15 protein-coding genes are annotated in these 16,805 nt (G+C 43.7%); 10 read left to right on the plus strand and 5 right to left on the minus strand.

Translation table 11 applies throughout. The features are described 5' to 3' along the window. Window positions 1–101: 101 nt before the first annotated feature. The 3 genes from PLH26_RS02780 to PLH26_RS02790 all read right to left on the minus strand — a co-directional run bounded on the left by PLH26_RS02780 (window position 102) and on the right by PLH26_RS02790 (window position 3,261). Complete coding sequence (locus PLH26_RS02780) at window positions 102–695, minus strand: response regulator (protein WP_324584458.1); 594 nt, start codon at window positions 693–695, stop codon at window positions 102–104. Window positions 696–936: 241 nt separating this feature from the next. Further along, entirely contained in the window at window positions 937–1,569 is a 633-nt protein-coding gene (locus PLH26_RS02785; RefSeq protein ID WP_324584459.1) for a response regulator, read from the minus strand. An 18-nt stretch (window positions 1,570–1,587) separates the two neighbouring features. Continuing rightward, the gene (locus tag PLH26_RS02790; protein ID WP_324584471.1) at window positions 1,588–3,261 is read right to left on the minus strand and encodes a PAS domain-containing sensor histidine kinase; all 1,674 of its coding nucleotides are present in this window, start codon (window positions 3,259–3,261) and stop codon (window positions 1,588–1,590) included. A gap of 263 nt (window positions 3,262–3,524) precedes the next feature. On the opposite strand from PLH26_RS02790, the gene PLH26_RS02795 reads away from it, so the two are divergent. Both PLH26_RS02795 and PLH26_RS02800 read left to right on the plus strand, forming a co-directional pair. Next, entirely contained in the window at window positions 3,525–4,172 is a 648-nt protein-coding gene (locus PLH26_RS02795; protein ID WP_324584460.1) for a DUF4136 domain-containing protein, read from the plus strand. Window positions 4,173–4,205: 33 nt separating this feature from the next. Beyond that, window positions 4,206–4,823 (plus strand): outer membrane beta-barrel protein, encoded by a 618-nt coding sequence (locus PLH26_RS02800; protein ID WP_324584461.1) that lies wholly within the window; start codon window positions 4,206–4,208, stop codon window positions 4,821–4,823. 52 nt (window positions 4,824–4,875) lie between these two features. Here PLH26_RS02800 and PLH26_RS02805 read toward each other — a convergent pair whose 3' ends face one another. Next, window positions 4,876–5,430 (minus strand): YqgE/AlgH family protein, encoded by a 555-nt coding sequence (locus tag PLH26_RS02805; protein ID WP_324584462.1) that lies wholly within the window; start codon window positions 5,428–5,430, stop codon window positions 4,876–4,878. A gap of 233 nt (window positions 5,431–5,663) precedes the next feature. Here PLH26_RS02805 and PLH26_RS02810 point away from each other — a divergent pair, with 233 nt between their 5' ends. After that, entirely contained in the window at window positions 5,664–6,998 is a 1,335-nt protein-coding gene (locus PLH26_RS02810; RefSeq protein WP_324584463.1) for a sensor histidine kinase, read from the plus strand. Here the strand turns inward: PLH26_RS02810 and PLH26_RS02815 are convergent. Further along, a complete protein-coding gene (locus PLH26_RS02815; protein WP_324584464.1) occupies window positions 6,991–8,259 on the minus strand; it encodes an S-adenosylmethionine:tRNA ribosyltransferase-isomerase in 1,269 nt (422 codons plus the stop codon). The two genes, PLH26_RS02810 and PLH26_RS02815, sit on opposite strands and share 8 nt — an antisense overlap. Before the next feature lie 315 nt (window positions 8,260–8,574). Between PLH26_RS02815 and mraZ the strand changes: the two genes are divergently transcribed. The 7 genes from mraZ to murD all read left to right on the plus strand — a co-directional run. Beyond that, window positions 8,575–9,033 (plus strand): division/cell wall cluster transcriptional repressor MraZ, encoded by a 459-nt coding sequence (gene mraZ / locus PLH26_RS02820; protein WP_324556186.1) that lies wholly within the window; start codon window positions 8,575–8,577, stop codon window positions 9,031–9,033. An 80-nt stretch (window positions 9,034–9,113) separates the two neighbouring features. Further along, window positions 9,114–10,022 (plus strand): 16S rRNA (cytosine(1402)-N(4))-methyltransferase RsmH, encoded by a 909-nt coding sequence (rsmH, locus tag PLH26_RS02825; RefSeq protein WP_324584465.1) that lies wholly within the window; start codon window positions 9,114–9,116, stop codon window positions 10,020–10,022. Between the two features lie 25 nt (window positions 10,023–10,047). Further along, complete coding sequence (locus tag PLH26_RS02830; protein WP_324584466.1) at window positions 10,048–10,389, plus strand: FtsL-like putative cell division protein; 342 nt, start codon at window positions 10,048–10,050, stop codon at window positions 10,387–10,389. Window positions 10,390–10,425: 36 nt separating this feature from the next. Continuing rightward, on the plus strand, window positions 10,426–12,576 hold the full coding sequence (locus PLH26_RS02835; protein WP_324584467.1) for a PASTA domain-containing penicillin-binding protein: 2,151 nt from the start codon (window positions 10,426–10,428) through the stop codon (window positions 12,574–12,576). Window positions 12,577–12,616: 40 nt separating this feature from the next. Beyond that, a complete protein-coding gene (locus PLH26_RS02840; RefSeq protein ID WP_324584468.1) occupies window positions 12,617–14,083 on the plus strand; it encodes a UDP-N-acetylmuramoyl-L-alanyl-D-glutamate--2,6-diaminopimelate ligase in 1,467 nt (488 codons plus the stop codon). A 71-nt stretch (window positions 14,084–14,154) separates the two neighbouring features. Next, window positions 14,155–15,474 (plus strand): phospho-N-acetylmuramoyl-pentapeptide-transferase, encoded by a 1,320-nt coding sequence (gene mraY / locus PLH26_RS02845; protein ID WP_324584469.1) that lies wholly within the window; start codon window positions 14,155–14,157, stop codon window positions 15,472–15,474. 102 nt (window positions 15,475–15,576) lie between these two features. Next, on the plus strand, window positions 15,577–16,805 hold a 1,229-nt coding region (gene murD / locus PLH26_RS02850; RefSeq protein ID WP_324584470.1), incomplete at its 3' end, for a UDP-N-acetylmuramoyl-L-alanine--D-glutamate ligase.

Raw genomic sequence — 16,805 nt, forward strand, 5'->3', positions numbered from 1 at the left:
TACAGGTTGAACGAACACCAGACCAACATATTGCAGTTCGATAACAAATTGATCCCGTGATCAATTGAGATCTCATTATGCTTCAAAATAATACCTGAAGCTCAGGCTAAATTATTTTTTTTGCTGTATTCTGCCAACTGCCCGTTGGTCTGCAAATTCATCTTTTGAAGCACACGCTGCCGGATAGCATCTACTTCGTGTGCTTCGAGCAACATGAATGTGGCAATTTCGGCAACCGTTCTTTCATTAGCGAGCCATCTGAAAACAATGGTTTCCTGAACATTCAACAGCATATGCGGCAACACTTCTACTCCGGGCAACAGGTATTTTTCGCCTGCAAGGATCGTTTTTACTGCCCTGATCAGTATTTCAGGTGCGGAATCTTTATTCAGATATCCCGAAGCCCCGGCAAGCAGCACCCGCAAGGCAAACTGATCTTCGGGATAAATGCTCAATACCAGCACAGGTATTTGGGGCAATCGTTGTTTAATACGGTTCAGCGCCTCCAGCCCTCCCCCGCCCGGCATGGATATATCTGTTATCACCAGGTGCCAGGGGCCTGAAAAAGCCTTGGCCACCGCGGTTGCAGTATCCTCCGCCTCCTCTATATATACATCAGGATATTCTTCCGTAAGTATTTGTTTCAGTCCTTTACGGATAAATTCATGATCATCTGCAATTAATATCCTGAGCATACGGTTTACGCGGCCTTGAACGCCGGTAGAAAAATAGGCAACTCCCGCATCGTGAAGTGTAGAGTGAAAAGCCGAAAATTTGTAGATAAACTACTACAGTGATGGGGGGCCGGCGGGGAAAGTGAATAGTCAATAGTGAGTAGTGAATAGTGAGTAGTGAGTAGTAAGCCGTCGGTTTAAGACATGGATCCCGAACTGTACTCACTGCAAGCCGAAAGCCGATACCTCACACCTCACAACATCAGATGATGTTATTGTTAAGAGCATAACGGGTAAGGTCGGCATTTGATTTCATATCCATTTTTTCGAGTACGCGCGACCGGTAGGTACTTACCGTGGTAACGCTCAATGAAAGCTGCTCTGCAATATCAGAAACGGCTTTTCCTGCGGCCAGAAGCTTAAACACATCAAACTCACGGTCTGAAAGTCTTTCGTGAAGGTTGAGCTCCTGGTTTTTGGATCCAAAGGCCTGCGCTAATTTCTCGGCTACAGAAGGTGTAATGAATTTTTTTCCCAGTAAAACAGTATGTATTGCCTTAATAATATCTTCATGAATATTATCCTTACCCAAATAGCCCGAAGCACCGGCTTTTAACACCCGCAGGGCATACTGGTCTTCGGGATACATGCTCATAATGAGTACAGGCAGCGAAGGATAAGAATGCTTGATCTGGTGGAGCGCATCGAGCCCGCTGCGCCCGGGCATATTGAGATCGCAGATTACAATATCCCATGGCTCCTCTATTAGTTTTGACATGAGCTCCTCTGTATCTTTGGCTCCCGCCAACTGCGCAGAAGGATATTCTTCACGGATCAGTTGTTTTAATCCCCTTCGTACAATAGCATGATCATCAGCAATGAGAATCCTAATCATAAACCTGGTTTTTCGGATTTAGACAATCGTATTTTTCTTTTTCAATGGAACTGTTACTTTTACTGTTGTGCCCCTTCCCGGTTCGCTTTTAATTATGTATTTTCCTCCCATCATCAAACTTCTTTCCTCCATTCCCAGAATACCCAGTGTACGCTTCTCATTAAGGAGCGACGTATTGAATCCTTTACCGTCATCCCCGATGTTTAATACAAGCGAGTTGTCTTTTTCCAGCAGGTTCACCCTAACAAGCCGCGCCTGTGCATGGCGGGCAATATTGGTAAGCGATTCCTGGAATATGCGGAATAAGCCTGTTTTAATTTCAGGCTCCAGCATCAGCGCTTCAGCCGGCAATGTGAGCTCAGCAACAATACCGGTATTTTTTTCAAACTCACGTGCCTGCCATTCCATAGCCGCTATCAGGCCAAGATCGTCCAGCAGGGCCGGCCGCAGCTCGGAGCACATCCTGCGAACAGATTTTATGGTGCTGTCAATGGTATCAAGCAATCCCTTTAACTGGACTACTAAAACTTCATCAGGATCCTGTAGCTTTTTTATGATCCATGATACGTCCATTTTTAAAACAGTGAGCTGCTGCCCCAATTCGTCATGAATATCTCTCGCAATGTTTTTACGTTCCTCTTCCCGCACTTCCTGCAGGTGGCCCGTAAGCATCCGTATTTGCCCGAGCGATTGCTTAAGCTTCTTTTCGGCTTCAATTTTTTGAGTAATATCATGCGACAGGATCAGCCTTATATCCCTGCCTTCCAGTTGCATGCTGTAAGCATATATCTCAACAAAAATAATATTTCTGTTCTTTTTATACTGGCGCCAGATACCCGCATTATGATAACCCGAAGAACGCTCCTTCATATAACCCCAAAAAGCTTTCACATCCGACTGCGGATGTATATCCCTGAGATTCAGTTTTAAGAATTCGTTTCTTGCATAACCATAATGATGCACCGCGGCATCATTCACATCTGCAATATTCAAGTCCGGCATGGTTACCATCCACATGGGTAGGGGGTTGTGCTCAAACAATAATTTGTATTTTTTTTCGGATGCCAGCAATTGATCTACCACGCGTTTTACTTCCAGTGTGCGGTTCTCAACCTGCTTACCCAGCTCCAGGTTAAATTTCATTAACTGCCCCTCCAACTGCTTCTGAGCGCTGATATCCCTTACAATGGCTACGATCCCTTTCATTTTACCATTGCTGTCTTTTATCACTGCCGAAGAAAGCAATACAGCTACCCGGTCTCCATTCCTTTTATGAAAGATGGTTTCACCTTCCCAGGATCCGTTTCTCAGCAATTCCTTTACGATAGTCGTTTCGTAGGCATCTTCGTATACGGCCTTTATCACGTCCGTAACTTTTTTGCCTTTTATTTCCGCTTCGCTCCAGCCCGAAAGAAGTTCTGCCTTATGGTTCCAGCTTACGACAACAAAGTTTTTGTCCGTAGATACTACTGCATCGTGAATGTGCTTCATCAGCAGGGCATTGTATTGTATAACCGCATCTGCCCTTTTTCCAAAAAGCACATCCCCCCTCAGCTTTTGTGTGAGCATAACCATAAGCGCTATCAGCAGCACCGTTACGAGATACCATATAGACATGTATACGGCCAAAAAAACCGTAACAGCAATAATAAAAAGTGAAAGCAGCAGTATTTTCCCTGTAGATAATCGCATCAAAAATGACAAGCAGCGTTTGATTTAATAAACGTCATATGTATTTCCTTCTTGAACATAAGGTTTAACATAAGGAAATTACATAAAAACAAAACAACTTCCGTACCTGCCCGCAAATAAATCACAAAAACAGCACGAATCAGTATTTAAGCCATAAATGAATAAGTAGAAACTATTACAACGTTACAGCATTGTTAATACTCTTTACCAACAATTAAACATTTTGGTTCTGGCGGTGTCTGTACTATTAAAAACAACAAAATATGAAACCGAATAAAATATACATGGCGCTTACAGCGGGTGTTGTTTGCATTGGGCTGCTGGGTAGCTGTACAAAAGATCCCTTAAAGAACATGACCAATGAAGAAAGCCGGATTTATATTACCAATTACGACAGCACTGTAAACTTTGAGGCTTTCAAAACATACAGCATTTCAGATTCTGTAGCTGTGGTGAGTAACGGATCGCTCCGGGAAAAGACCCTGACAGAAACAGATGCAGCTTTTCTTCAAGCCATAAAAGACAATATGCAGCAGCGTGGCTATGAACTGGTAGGGAAAGACGATCATCCCGACCTTGGCATAAACATCAGCAGTGTATTTAATGGCCAAACAGGTGTGATCAGCTATCCTTCGTACTGGGGTTATTACAACAGGTACTGGGACCCCTATTATTGGGGCTATGGCGGCTATGATTATTATTTTCCCTATACTTCCTACGCGATATACCAGATACGCGAAGGGGCGTTATCGATAGATATGGTTGATCTTAAAGACGCAAACAGCAATAAGAAAATTGAAGGTGTATGGAACGGGCTGATAAGAGGAGAAGCAATATTCAATGCTTCAACTGCCGCTTCGCAGGTGAAAGCATTATTTGATCAGTCGCCGTACATCAAAAACAACCAGTAAAAATATGCAGTTGAACAAATAAAATGAACAGTCATGAAATCGTTTAAAATATTTTTGATCGCTGTACTTTGTACAGGATTGGGATCCCCCCTTTTTGCACAGCAGCAAAAACTAACCATGAATATCAACTATGCTGTAAATACGCCCGTGGGAAATTTTAAATCGGACATTGTAGATAAAACATCTTTCCGCGGCTGGAATGTCAATATATTGTATGGCGTTACAGACCGGCTTTCACTGGGACTGGAAGCGGGTTTCGCAGATTACCACCAGAAATATCCCCGGCAGATATATGATATCAAGAACGGTAACATTTCGGCAGTGCTTACCAATTCTATACAAACCATACCCGTAATGGTAAAGGGAAGGTACAACCTGGTTCCCTCAGGAATCGTACAACCATACATAGGCGTTGGCGCAGGTGGTAATTTTGTATCGTACAACCAATATCTCGGTGAGTTTGCAAGCGGTAAGTCGGGCATCTATTTTGCCGCTTCACCCGAGGCAGGCATCATGATACCTTTCAGCAGACATGGGGCATCGGCATTTACCGCAGGCGCTAAATATAATTTCATGCCCTTTGCGTACGGAGATGCAAAAGATTTAAACAACTGGGGAGTATATGCAGGTATAAAATTTCCCCTCAAATAAAATAACCGGATCGTGGGTGTGCGTCCTCCTGGTAAATGCCGGAGGACTTTTTTTAATTCAATTGCGGATCAATAGGAAAATTGGACATTAAACTATATTCGTCGCCAAGTAATTTGAGCGATTCCTTCCAGATGTCTCCGGCGTTGTAGTTAAATACAATGTCCCGCCTGGCCATTGTGGTAAGCCAGCTTTTGCTTTTTAACTCCTCATTCAACTGGTTATTGCCCCAGCCTGAATAACCTATGTAAAACCGAATTTTTTTTTGGTTGAGCTTCTTTTTTAGCAGCAGGTCTTTAACGATCCCAAAATCTCCGCCCCAGTAAATGCCATCTGTTACTTCATGGCTGCCGGGGATCTGGTCGGGACAAACGTGCAAAAAATGAAGCGTATCGGACTGTACCGGTCCTCCAAAAAAGACCGGTATTTGTATGCCCTCAAGTTCCGGTATTATTTCACCGATATTGTGCTTAATATGTTTGTTTAAAACAAGACCAAAACCCCCTTCTTCTTCCTGATGATCACATAGCAATACAACTGTGCGCATAAAATTAGGGTCCTTAAGAAAAGGTTCTGCAATCAATAATATACCCGCCGAAGGTTTAAGCATTTGTTCTAAGTTAGTATAGAAAATATTGGACTGCAATTAAAACTGTAAAAATCATTTAAAAAAGCGCAACCTGTTTATAAACTAAGTTTTAACAGATAATATACGAACAATTTGCTGATTTTTGTATACTTGCCAACGGCAACCGTTCCCTGTAACCTTATCTTGTGTAAAATTGCGTTAAATCACTTGCTTAAATTAAACCCGGGTCAATATCAAAGTAATTTTACAGGCCGATGAAGAAAATCTACTTACTGATCATTGTTCTTATAACCCTTTCGCTTATTGGCATTATCGTAGTGCAGATCATGTCTATTAAAAATGCCCTTATCATTAAAAACGAACAGCTTGAGCAGAATATCCAGTTGGCTGTAAGTGAAGTGGGACAGGAAATAGCAGAACAAACGAGCAGGTTCCCTTCTGCAGGATTCCCTAAATTATCGCCCGAATGGCCTTCCGACCAGTTTTTGAAGTTGCTTAAAATGCCTACGGTTTCCCAACGGTATACGCCCAACCAGATATATGACAAGTTGAAAATATCATTAAAAAAACACGGGTTAAAAAAAACAAATTTCGAATTTGCCATACTTAACAACAACAGCATTACCAATAACTATGAAATGCAAACCCTTAATTTCAGCAAATTGCTGGCCGACACTTCCCGGAGCCGTGCCTTTGTGTTTCCGCTTTCGGCGCCTACCGGAAGCATTGCCGAAGGGTTGTTTGCAGATGAGGAACTATGGGTGATCTTTCCGAATGTAGAAAGCTTTTTGCTGAAATCCATGAGCTGGATGATCACGGGCTCCGTATTGTTCACACTTGTGATCTGCACGGCATTTTTCATTACGGTTAGAACCATGCTGCGGCAAAAAAAGCTGAGCGAGATCAAAAGCGATTTCATCAACAACATGACCCACGAATTTAAAACTCCTTTGGCTACCATATCGCTGGCAGTAGATGCATTAAAGAACGATAAAGTATGGCGAAGCAGGGAAAAAATGGATTACTTCAGCAGCATTATAAAAGATGAGAACAAACGGATGAACAAGCAGGTGGAAACCATATTGCAGGCAGCTTTGCTCGACAAGCAGGAAATGCAGCTTAACATGAAACCGCAGCATGTTCATGAAGTTATTAACCGCGTGGCGGATAATTTCAGGCTGCAGATGGAGTACAGGAACGGCAAAGCAGAACTGAACACCGGCGCCGCAAATGACGTTATAGAAGCCGATGAAGTACATTTTACCAACCTGCTGAGCAACCTTATAGACAATGCCATTAAATATTCAAAAGATAGTGGGCTCCATATCCGCATATGCACGCAAAATACGGGTAATGCGATCCGCATAAAAATTGAGGACAATGGCATTGGCATGAGCAAAGAAACAGTGAACAGGATATTTGAAAAATTTTACAGGGCGCATACCGGTAACCTCCACAACGTTAAGGGTTTTGGGCTGGGGTTAAGCTACGTTAAGGCCATGGTGGAAGCTCAGAACGGAAAAATAAAAGTTGAAAGTGCTCCCGGTAAAGGCTCCATATTTACGCTTGAGTTCCCGCTGCTCAGGTAAACAGCAAACAACCATCGCCGTAACTTAAAAACCTGAAATTATTTTCCAGCCCATACCGGTATACTTTTTCCCAGTCGTTGCCGGTAATCGCCGCTACCAGCAACAGTAAGGTAGATTTCGGCTGATGAAAATTGGTGATCAGCCCGGAAATAATATTAAAATCATATCCCGGTGCTATTATGATCCGGGTTTGAGTAATAAGCCTTTTCATACTCCGTTGCTCCATCCACTTCAACACTGCCTTTAACGATTCGCGGGCAGGTATTTTATATGCGGCAAGCTCTTCATATACTTCCCATTGCGTTATGGGCAGGTCGTTAACAGCAAGACCTGCATTTCTTTTTAATTTAACGCCCATCCAGTACAGGCTTTCTACAGTGCGCAGCGAAGTTGTGCCCACACAAAAAATTTTACCGGTGCTTTGAAGTAATTTTTCAATGGTCTCATACCGCACATCCATAAACTCTGCATGCATAACATGATCTTTCATGCTTTCCGATTTCACCGGCTTAAAAGTGCCTGCGCCTACATGAAGCGTTACAAAATCATGCTCAATATGCTTTTTGCCAAGAGACTGAAAGATGTTTTCTGTAAAATGCAGTCCTGCCGTGGGCGCAGCAACCGAACCCTGCTGCCGGGCGTAAATGGTTTGATATCTCTCCTCATCTTCTTTATCGGCCTCCCTCTTTATATAAGGAGGAAGGGGAATGGTGCCTGCATAATGCAAGACTTCGGCAAATGACAGGTTGCCGGGCTCCCAGCGCATTTCCACCGTAAAGCTGTCTGGCAATCGTTCTGCAACGGAAGCCTGCACAACAATGGTGCCCTTACCGGCAGCGACCTTCTTTTCCAGCACAGTTCCCCGCTTCCATTTGGAGGCGCCACCAATAAGGCAGTTCCACCATACCCTATGCTTTTGAAGCATGGCAGCGGTAATATCGGCATATTGCGTATGGGGCGCCAGGCAAAATATCTCAATATTTCCTCCTGTTGCCTTTTGAAACAACAGCCTTGCTTCCACCACCCGCGTATCGTTCAGTACCAGAAAAGCTTCTTCCGGCAAATGCCGGGCAATGTTGCGGTATACATCTTCGGAAATATTTCCCCGCTTATATACCAGCAGTTTTGAAGCATCGCGATCCGCCAGGGGATAAACGGCGATCCTGTTTTCAGGTAAAGTATAGGTAAAGTCTTTGATCTGGAGTTGTTTCGGATCCATTGAATAAATACGCAGCCGTAATTTTTTGCAAATTAAACCCATTTGGCTTAATTGAAACCTGCTCAATCCCGTAACAACCCCTCCAAAGTGAACAGGTGATGCCTCCGGTATCGAAATATAATTAGCAGGCAGTCCAGCCATCCTCAGCAATAATTCACACTTATCCACAGCTATTCACATTATTTGCAGGTTTTATAAGCGAATGAGCTGCCTAAAAGCAGCTTAAACGCTTTGTAGTAAAGGGTTTTTAAAAAAAAGTTTACTGTGGATAAAATAATTGATTTAAAACCTGCGTTAAAGGTGGGAAAATGTGTTATTTTGTGGGAATAAATGGGAATTACGCATAACTCTTTATAAATGATACGGTTTTTAGGGGAATATGAAGCTACTCTGGACGCAAAAGGTCGGTTTCTCCTTCCAACAGGATTTAAAAGGCAAATCCCGGAGGGGGAAACCGGTAGCTTCTTTATTAACAGGGGATTTGAGCGTTGCTTAACCCTGTACCCGATGAAAAACTGGGAACCGATTTTTGAAGACATAGGGAGAAAAAGTGATTTTGACCCAAAAGTACGCGAATTCCGCCGCTACTTTTTAAATGGGATAACCGTGGAGATGGATAGTGCGGGGAGATTATTGTTACCCAAAAATTTGATGGAATACGCCGGACTGGAAAAAGACATTGTGTTGGTTTCGGCCTTCGATAAAATTGAAATCTGGGATAAAAGTAAGTATCAGCAGTTCTTTGACACTTTTTCACCCGAAGCATTCAGCCAGTTGGCTCAGGACGTAATGACGGATAAAAGCGGGCAGGTATAATTTATTACAGTGTCAAAAGGTGAAAGGTCAAAGCGGAAACAACCATTTCCACGCTGGCTTTTCACCTTTAATTTACCATTATGGATCAACCATATCATATACCTGTTTTAGCCCGCGAATTGGTTAGTGCCCTGCAGGTTAAACCCGGGGGGGTATATGCAGACTGCACTTTTGGCGGTGGAGGACACAGCGGGGCTATTTTGCGTGAATTGAACCAGGCAGGCAGGTTAATTGCTTTTGACCAGGATGAGGATGCCAGGCTCAATATACCCGATGATCCCCGGATCACATTTGTACCGCATAACTTCCGCCATCTTAAAAAATTCCTGCGGCTTCATAAAATAGAGGAGGTAGATGGCGTCATAGCCGACCTTGGTGTATCGAGCCACCAGTTCGATAAAGCCGCACGGGGGTTTTCCACCCGCTTTGATGAATCGCTGTTAGACATGCGCATGGATCAGCGCCAGGAACTCACTGCTGCCGGCATACTCAACAGCTATACCGAACAGGAGCTGCATAAAATGTTTGAACAGTACGGCGAGGTTACGAACGCCAAAACCCTGGCTAAAACAATCGTACAGCAGCGGCAACTGGTATCCATTAAAACGGTTAATGAATTTAAAAATGCAGTTTCCCCGGTGGTGAAAGGTAATCCTAACAAATACTTTGCCCAGGTATTCCAGGCTTTGCGCATTACAGTGAATGATGAAATGGGGTCCTTACGGGAAATGCTGCAACAACTCCCTTCCCTCCTTAAGAAAGGCGGCCGTGTAGCCATTATAACATTTCAAAGTATTGAAGACAGGATGGTAAAGCATTTTTTCCGGAGCGGAAGTTTTGAAGAAACAACAACCGACTCGCTGTACGGCACAAAGCCCGAAAGTCCTTTTCTTATCATCACTAAAAAACCAATACTGCCTTCAAAGGCTGAAATAACCGCAAACCCCAGAAGCCGGAGTGCAAAACTAAGAGTAGCAGAAAGAAAATAAAAACAACAAATATTTACAACATACAATGCCCGATACGGAAAATACAAAGCATGACGAATCTCCATCTTTAACAGGCGGAGTTAAAAAATGGCTGAACTACCGGTGGATGATCAAAAACATCTACTTTTTTCTTTTTCTGGCCATACTGGCTGTTGTATACATATATAACGGGCACTATGCCGAAAATACCATTAAAGACATCAACCGCAGTGCCAAAGCATTAAAGGAACTGCAGTATGAATACAAAACAGTGAAAGGTGAACTGATGATGCGGGGCAAACAAAGTGAACTGGCCAAAGCTGTTGAACCTATGGGTTTAAAAGAACTGAAAACGCCCCCGGTTAAAATTATAGTAAAGAAAAAATAAATAAAACAAAACGATCCGTCAAAAGTTTAAACATGGATGACGGTTGCCAATACAATTTTGGAAATAAAAAAAGACATATTATGGCGGGTATACCTCTGCTTTCTGGGCATAGTAGTACTGAGCCTTTGCGTGATAGGAAAGGCTTTTTACATTCAGCAATTCCAGGGTAACTACTGGAAAAGCTTAAGCGACAGCCTTCATCTTGAATACCGTGCCCTGGATGCAGACCGGGGAACCATTTACAGCGAAGATGGAAGTATGCTAAGCACCTCTATACCGTTCTTTGACATACATATAGATTTTTTGGCCGACGGACTCCGTGAAAAAGAAGGCAAACGCTTTAAGGAAAACATTGATTCACTATCCGAAGGACTGGCGGATATCTTTAAAGACAAGAGCGCTGCCGCTTATAAAAAACAATTGGAAACCGGGTACCGCAAAAAAGAGCGTTACTTTTTGCTAAAGAAAAAAGTGAGCTTCGAACAATACCGGGCTTTGCGCCAGTTGCCCCTGGTAAGACAGGGAAGGAACAAAAGCGGTTTCATTGCTGAAGATATTGAAAAACGCCTTACACCCTTTGGGTTGCTGGCGAACCGTACCATCGGACTGTCGAGAGCATATGTAAACAACAACAGGCAGGTAATAACCCAAAACGTAGGGCTCGAAAAAACCTACGACAGTTTATTAAAAGGTGTATCGGGCAAGCGCCTGGTTCGCCGTATATCCGGCGGCGCTTTTGTGCCGGTGGAAGGATCTGAGATTGAACCCGAAAATGGTAAAGATATTGTTACCACCCTCGACGTGAACATACAGGACATTACGCAAACCGCCCTGATGCGCATGATGGTTTCCAACGAAGCACTGGAAGGCTGCGCGGTGGTAATGGAGGTGGCTACAGGAAAAATAAAGGCGATTGCCAACCTGGGACGCATGCCCGACGGCTCCTACTTTGAAATAGACAACTACGCGCTAAAAACATCTGAGCCCGGATCTGTTATAAAGCTCGTTACGCTGCTCGCCGCTCTTGAAGACAAATACGTTACAACTTCGGATATGATAGATATCAATGACGGCACCTGGGTACTGAACGGCAGAAAGATCAGGGATGCGGAAAAATCACCTAAGAGCCTGCTTACCATAAAAGAGTCTTTTGAGCACAGCAGCAATGTGGCCATGGCCAAACTCGCTTATAATTATTATTCCAAAAATCCGGCACAGTTCATAAAACATTACGAAGCGCTTCAGCTTACCTCACGTACAGGGATAGACCTGAAAGAGGAGTTCAGGCCGCTGGTAAAAAACCCATCCCGCAAAGACTGGCATTTGCAAACGCTCCCCTCCATGGGTTTTGGTTATGAGGTAATGCTGAGCCCCATGCAATTGCTGATGGTCTACAACGCCGTTGCCAACAATGGCAAACTCATGAAACCTTACCTGGTTAGCCAGGTAGAAAAAGACGGCAATGTGTTGCACCGGTTTGAACCACAGGTGCTGAATGAAAATATATGCTCGGAAGAAACATTGCTGCAGTTAAAAGATTGCCTGAATGCGGTTTGTACAGAGGGCACCGCAAAACAGGTTTTTAAGGATGCGGTATATTATGCCGCAGGAAAAACAGGTACAACCAAAGTGAATGATGGAAAATTCAAATATGGAGATGGCGTATACCAGTCTTCCTTTGCAGGTTATTTCCCGGTTAAAAACCCAAAATATTCCTGTATAGTGGTCATCAAGAACAAGCCCCATGCGGCCAAATATTTTGGCGGGGCGGTAGCCGCGCCGGTATTCAGAGAAATTGCCGACAGGCTATATGCCGGAAGTACAGAGGAACAGCAATTGTTCATTGCACAAACGGGCGCCGACAGCAATCATTACAGGTGGAGCGGTTATGGCAGCGAAATCAAAAATGTACTGGAGGCAATGGAGGTATCCTATAAAGATTCAATAACAACCGGTAAATGGGGAATTGTAACCAATAGTGAATATGCGCCGGTAGTAAAAAAATTAAATATCAGTAAACAAACCATACCCGATATAACGGGAATGGGTTTAAAAGATGCCCTGCATTTACTCGAAAACATGAGCATGAAGGTTACAGTAAAAGGTACGGGCAAAGTCGTTAAACAGTCGCTGGAAGCAGGGTTGGCTATTAACAATGGTCAAACCATAGCTCTTGAACTGAATTAAAACAACGCTAAAAAGATATAAAAGGAGACAGGCAAAAGCCATGGCAGCATTACAGGACATATTGTACAGGGTAAATATCCGTTCGGTGCACGGTAATATGGGCGCTGTGGTGAAAGATTTGCAGATTGATTCAGGAAAAGTGTCCAAAGGAAGCTGCTTTATTGCCATAAAAGGAAATGTGCACAACGGTCATGCATATATTGATGCCGCTGTTCAGAAAGGAGCCACCGTTATTGTTGCAGAACAATTACCGGCAACAAAAAAAGAAATGGTTACCTATGTGCAGGTAGAGAACAGCGCTGCCGCCGCAGGGTACATGGCCAATAATTTCTTTGATTCACCGTCATATAAGATGAAAGTAACCGGCGTAACCGGCACCAACGGCAAAACAACCATCGCCACTTTGCTTTTCAAATTATTCAGCGGACTCGGCTATCACTGCGGGTTGCTTTCAACAGTGCAAAACCAGATAGGCGAAAACATTGTTCCGGCCACGCATACCACACCCGATGCCATTAGCACCAACGCACTAATGAAGCAGATGCTTGAAGAAGGGTGCACGCATGTGTTTATGGAATGCAGCAGCCATGCCATTCACCAGCACAGGATAACCGGTCTGCATTTTTCAGGCGCCCTGTTCAGCAATATCACACACGACCACCTGGATTATCACAAAACCTTTGATGAATACATCCGTGTAAAAAAATCATTTTTCGACAACCTGCCGGCTGATGCCTTTGCCATCAGCAATGCAGACGATAAAAGAGGAGCGGTAATGCTGCAAAATACCGCTGCTAAAAAATACTTCTACAGCCTGCGTACAATGGCAGATTTCAAGGGAAAGATAATAGACAACAGCATTACGGGCTTACAGCTTAATATAAACGACCAGGAAGTGCACTTCAGGCTTATCGGCGAATTCAATGCCTATAACCTGCTGGCTGTATACGGTGCAGCCATGTGCCTGGGAGAAGAAAAATACAGGGTATTGCAGGTGCTCAGCAACCTTACGGGCGCGGAAGGAAGATTTGAATATATTATTTCGCCAAACGAAAAGATCATCGGCATAATAGATTATGCACACACGCCTGATGCATTATTGAATGTACTGGCAACGGTAAAAAAATTAAAGCAGGGGAACGAAAAAATAATCACTGTTGTGGGTTGTGGCGGCGACAGGGATAAAACGAAGCGGCCGGTAATGGCCGAAGTTGCCTGCAACCATAGCGATAAAGTGGTGTTTACATCAGACAATCCAAGAAGCGAAGACGCCGATGCTATCATACAGGACATGGAAAAGGGCTTACAGCCGTCGGCAAAAAGAAAGTACATATCCATTACCGACCGAAAGGAAGCCATTAAAACAGCAGTTGCCCTGGCAGATGGGGAAGATATTGTACTGATAGCCGGGAAGGGGCACGAAAAATACCAGGAGATCAAAGGGGTAAAATACCCTTTTGACGATAAGCAGGTATTAAAGGAGATGCTTGAACTGCTGGAAAAATAAGCTGCTGTACAGCGGCAGGAATGTTTTGATCGCGGTGAAAATAAAACAGGTTAATTAAAAATAAAGCGCACATGCTGTACTACTTTTTTGACTGGCTAAGAGATGAGGGCATTAAATTCCCGGGAAGCGGGTTGATGCAGTTCATTACTTTCAGGGTACTGCTGGCAGTATTGCTGTCGCTTTTGATATCTACCCTGTATGGCAAACGCATCATTAACCTGCTGCAAAAAAAACAGGTAGGCGAGAGCGTGCGTGAGCTGGGCTTACAGGGAGAGCAACAAAAAAAAGGTACTCCCACTATGGGTGGTATCATCATTTTATTGGCCATACTCATTCCTACGCTGCTTTTCGCCGACCTCAGTAAAATATACATCCTCCTCATGCTTCTGTGCACGGTTTGGCTCGGGCTTATCGGGTTCATGGATGACTACCTGAAGCTGAAAGCAAGAAAAGCGGCCATAGCAAAAGGCGAAAAATATAAAAAGAAAGACAGCGACGGGCTGGCCGGACTAACCAAAATCATCGGGCAGGTGGGCCTGGGCATTATTATAGGGGCAACGTTGTATTTCAATGACAGGGTTGTGGTGTGGAGAGAGTATTATGAGCCTCAGGCAACTTCCGCTAAAACGGATTTTCTAAAGCGGGGCGAAAAAAAAGTAGGCGATACCATAGTAACAATGGAAGGAAGAGAGCACCGGTATGCTATTGTAAAAACGCCGATCACTACTATTCCCTTTGTAAAAAGCCACGAGTTCAATTACAGCAGGCTCATCAGCTGGATAGGTGAAGGAGCAGATAAGTACACCTGGATCATTTACATTATTGCCGTAACCTTTATCATAACGGCTGTATCCAACGGGGCCAATATTACTGATGGGTTAGACGGACTTGCGGCGGGAGTAAGCGCACTGATCGGCGCCTGCCTGGGCATATTCGTGTATGTAAGCGGCAGCACCCGGTTTGCAGAATACCTGAACATCATGTATATCCCCAACCTCGGGGAGTTGTCGGTTTTTGTGGGCGCATTTGTGGGGGGATGCATAGGCTTTTTGTGGTATAATGCCTATCCGGCACAGGTATTCATGGGCGATACCGGCAGTCTTGCACTGGGCGGCATCATTGCATCGCTGGCCATTATTGTACGCAAAGAACTGCTGATACCTATTTTTTGCGGTGTATTCCTGGTAGAAAACCTGAGCGTAATGCTGCAGGTGAGCTATTTCAAGTATACGAAGCGGAAATATGGTGAAGGAAGACGGATATTTTTAATAAGTCCGCTCCATCATCATTATCAGAAACTGGGTTATCACGAAAGCAAGATCGCCGTACGTTTCTGGATCGTAACCGTGCTGTGCGTATTGTTTGCCATAGCCACATTTAAAATGCGGTAAAAAAAAATGATTGGTACAATACGCCGGTGAAGTATACAAGACAACATAAAAACTGTTACAGGTAATATCAACCTGTTCAAAAAAAATTATAGCAGGAGTTGAATGGCAAAAAGAATGGTCATATTAGGCGGAGGCGAAAGCGGTGTGGGAGCAGCTATCCTTTGCCGTAAGCAGGAATACGATGTTTTTGTTTCGGATGCCGGCACCATACAGGATCGCTATAAAAACGAATTGCAGCAGCATGATATTGTATTTGAAGAAAGGAAACATTCAGAAGAAAAAATATTACACGCGGATGAAGTAGTAAAAAGCCCGGGCATTCCCGAAAAAAATGAACTGGTGCAAAAAATAAAAGCAAAAGGCATTAAAGTGATCAGTGAAATAGAACTGGCATACCGCTATAAAGGTGAGAGTAAAATAATAGCCATTACCGGTAGCAATGGAAAAAGTACTACCACGGCCTTAACCGGCCATATATGTAAAACAGGCGGAATGGATTGTGCCATAGTTGGAAATATCGGCTATTCATTTGCCAGGCAGGTAGCGCTGGACCCCAAACCTTTGTATGTGGCGGAGATCAGCAGCTTTCAGCTGGATGACATAGAAAGCTTTAATGCAGATATAGCGGTTTTACTGAACATAACGGAAGATCATCTTGACCGCTATGAATACAGGTTCGATAATTACATCCGTTCAAAATTCAATATCATAAAAAACCAAACGCACAATGATTATTTCATCTATTGTGCAGACGACCCGGTGATAACAGCTCACCTGGAAACAAATCCATTACTTTCTAACCCATTGCCATTTACTATGCAATACGAACTACCAAAAGGAGCTTATGTAAGCGAAAACAAGATGAATATACATTTAGATAATGAAGAGTTTGTAATGAGCGTACTGGACTTTGCCATTAAAGGAAAGCATAATCAGTACAACACCATGGCCGCCGGACTGGCCGGACTGACGATTGGTATACGAAAAGAAAAAATCCGCAAAGCCGTTCAGCACTTTGAAGGTCTTGAACACCGGATGGAAAAAGTGCTGACCGTTAGGGGCGTTGACTTTGTTAATGACAGCAAAGCCACCAATGTTAACAGCACCTGGTACGCCCTGGAAAGCAGCAATCAGCCGGTAATACTGATATTGGGTGGAATTGACAAAGGCAATGATTACAGCACTATGCTGGAACTGGTTAAAGAAAAAGTAAAAGCCATTGTGTGCATGGGACTCGACAACAGAATGATTCATGAAGCATTTGGCAAAGATGTGGAAGTAATGGTAAACACCACGAGCGCTAAAGAAGCCGTTCATGCAGCTTTTCATTT

Source organism: Agriterribacter sp. (assembly GCF_035444585.1).
Classification (GTDB): domain Bacteria; phylum Bacteroidota; class Bacteroidia; order Chitinophagales; family Chitinophagaceae; genus Agriterribacter.

Bases quoted from the DNA above. Each gene is read 5' to 3' on its own strand.
- PLH26_RS02780 (WP_324584458.1), bottom strand. From the start codon at position 695: ATGCTCAGGATATTAATTGCAGATGATCATGAATTTATCCGTAAAGGA.
- PLH26_RS02785 (WP_324584459.1), bottom strand. From the start codon at position 1,569: ATGATTAGGATTCTCATTGCTGATGATCATGCTATTGTACGAAGGGGA.
- PLH26_RS02790 (WP_324584471.1), bottom strand. From the start codon at position 3,261: ATGCGATTATCTACAGGGAAAATACTGCTGCTTTCACTTTTTATTATT.
- PLH26_RS02795 (WP_324584460.1), top strand. From the start codon at position 3,525: ATGAAACCGAATAAAATATACATGGCGCTTACAGCGGGTGTTGTTTGC.
- PLH26_RS02800 (WP_324584461.1), top strand. From the start codon at position 4,206: ATGAAATCGTTTAAAATATTTTTGATCGCTGTACTTTGTACAGGATTG.
- PLH26_RS02805 (WP_324584462.1), bottom strand. From the start codon at position 5,430: ATGCTTAAACCTTCGGCGGGTATATTATTGATTGCAGAACCTTTTCTT.
- PLH26_RS02810 (WP_324584463.1), top strand. From the start codon at position 5,664: ATGAAGAAAATCTACTTACTGATCATTGTTCTTATAACCCTTTCGCTT.
- PLH26_RS02815 (WP_324584464.1), bottom strand. From the start codon at position 8,259: ATGGGTTTAATTTGCAAAAAATTACGGCTGCGTATTTATTCAATGGAT.
- mraZ (WP_324556186.1), top strand. From the start codon at position 8,575: ATGATACGGTTTTTAGGGGAATATGAAGCTACTCTGGACGCAAAAGGT.
- rsmH (WP_324584465.1), top strand. From the start codon at position 9,114: ATGGATCAACCATATCATATACCTGTTTTAGCCCGCGAATTGGTTAGT.
- PLH26_RS02830 (WP_324584466.1), top strand. From the start codon at position 10,048: ATGCCCGATACGGAAAATACAAAGCATGACGAATCTCCATCTTTAACA.
- PLH26_RS02835 (WP_324584467.1), top strand. From the start codon at position 10,426: ATGACGGTTGCCAATACAATTTTGGAAATAAAAAAAGACATATTATGG.
- PLH26_RS02840 (WP_324584468.1), top strand. From the start codon at position 12,617: ATGGCAGCATTACAGGACATATTGTACAGGGTAAATATCCGTTCGGTG.
- mraY (WP_324584469.1), top strand. From the start codon at position 14,155: ATGCTGTACTACTTTTTTGACTGGCTAAGAGATGAGGGCATTAAATTC.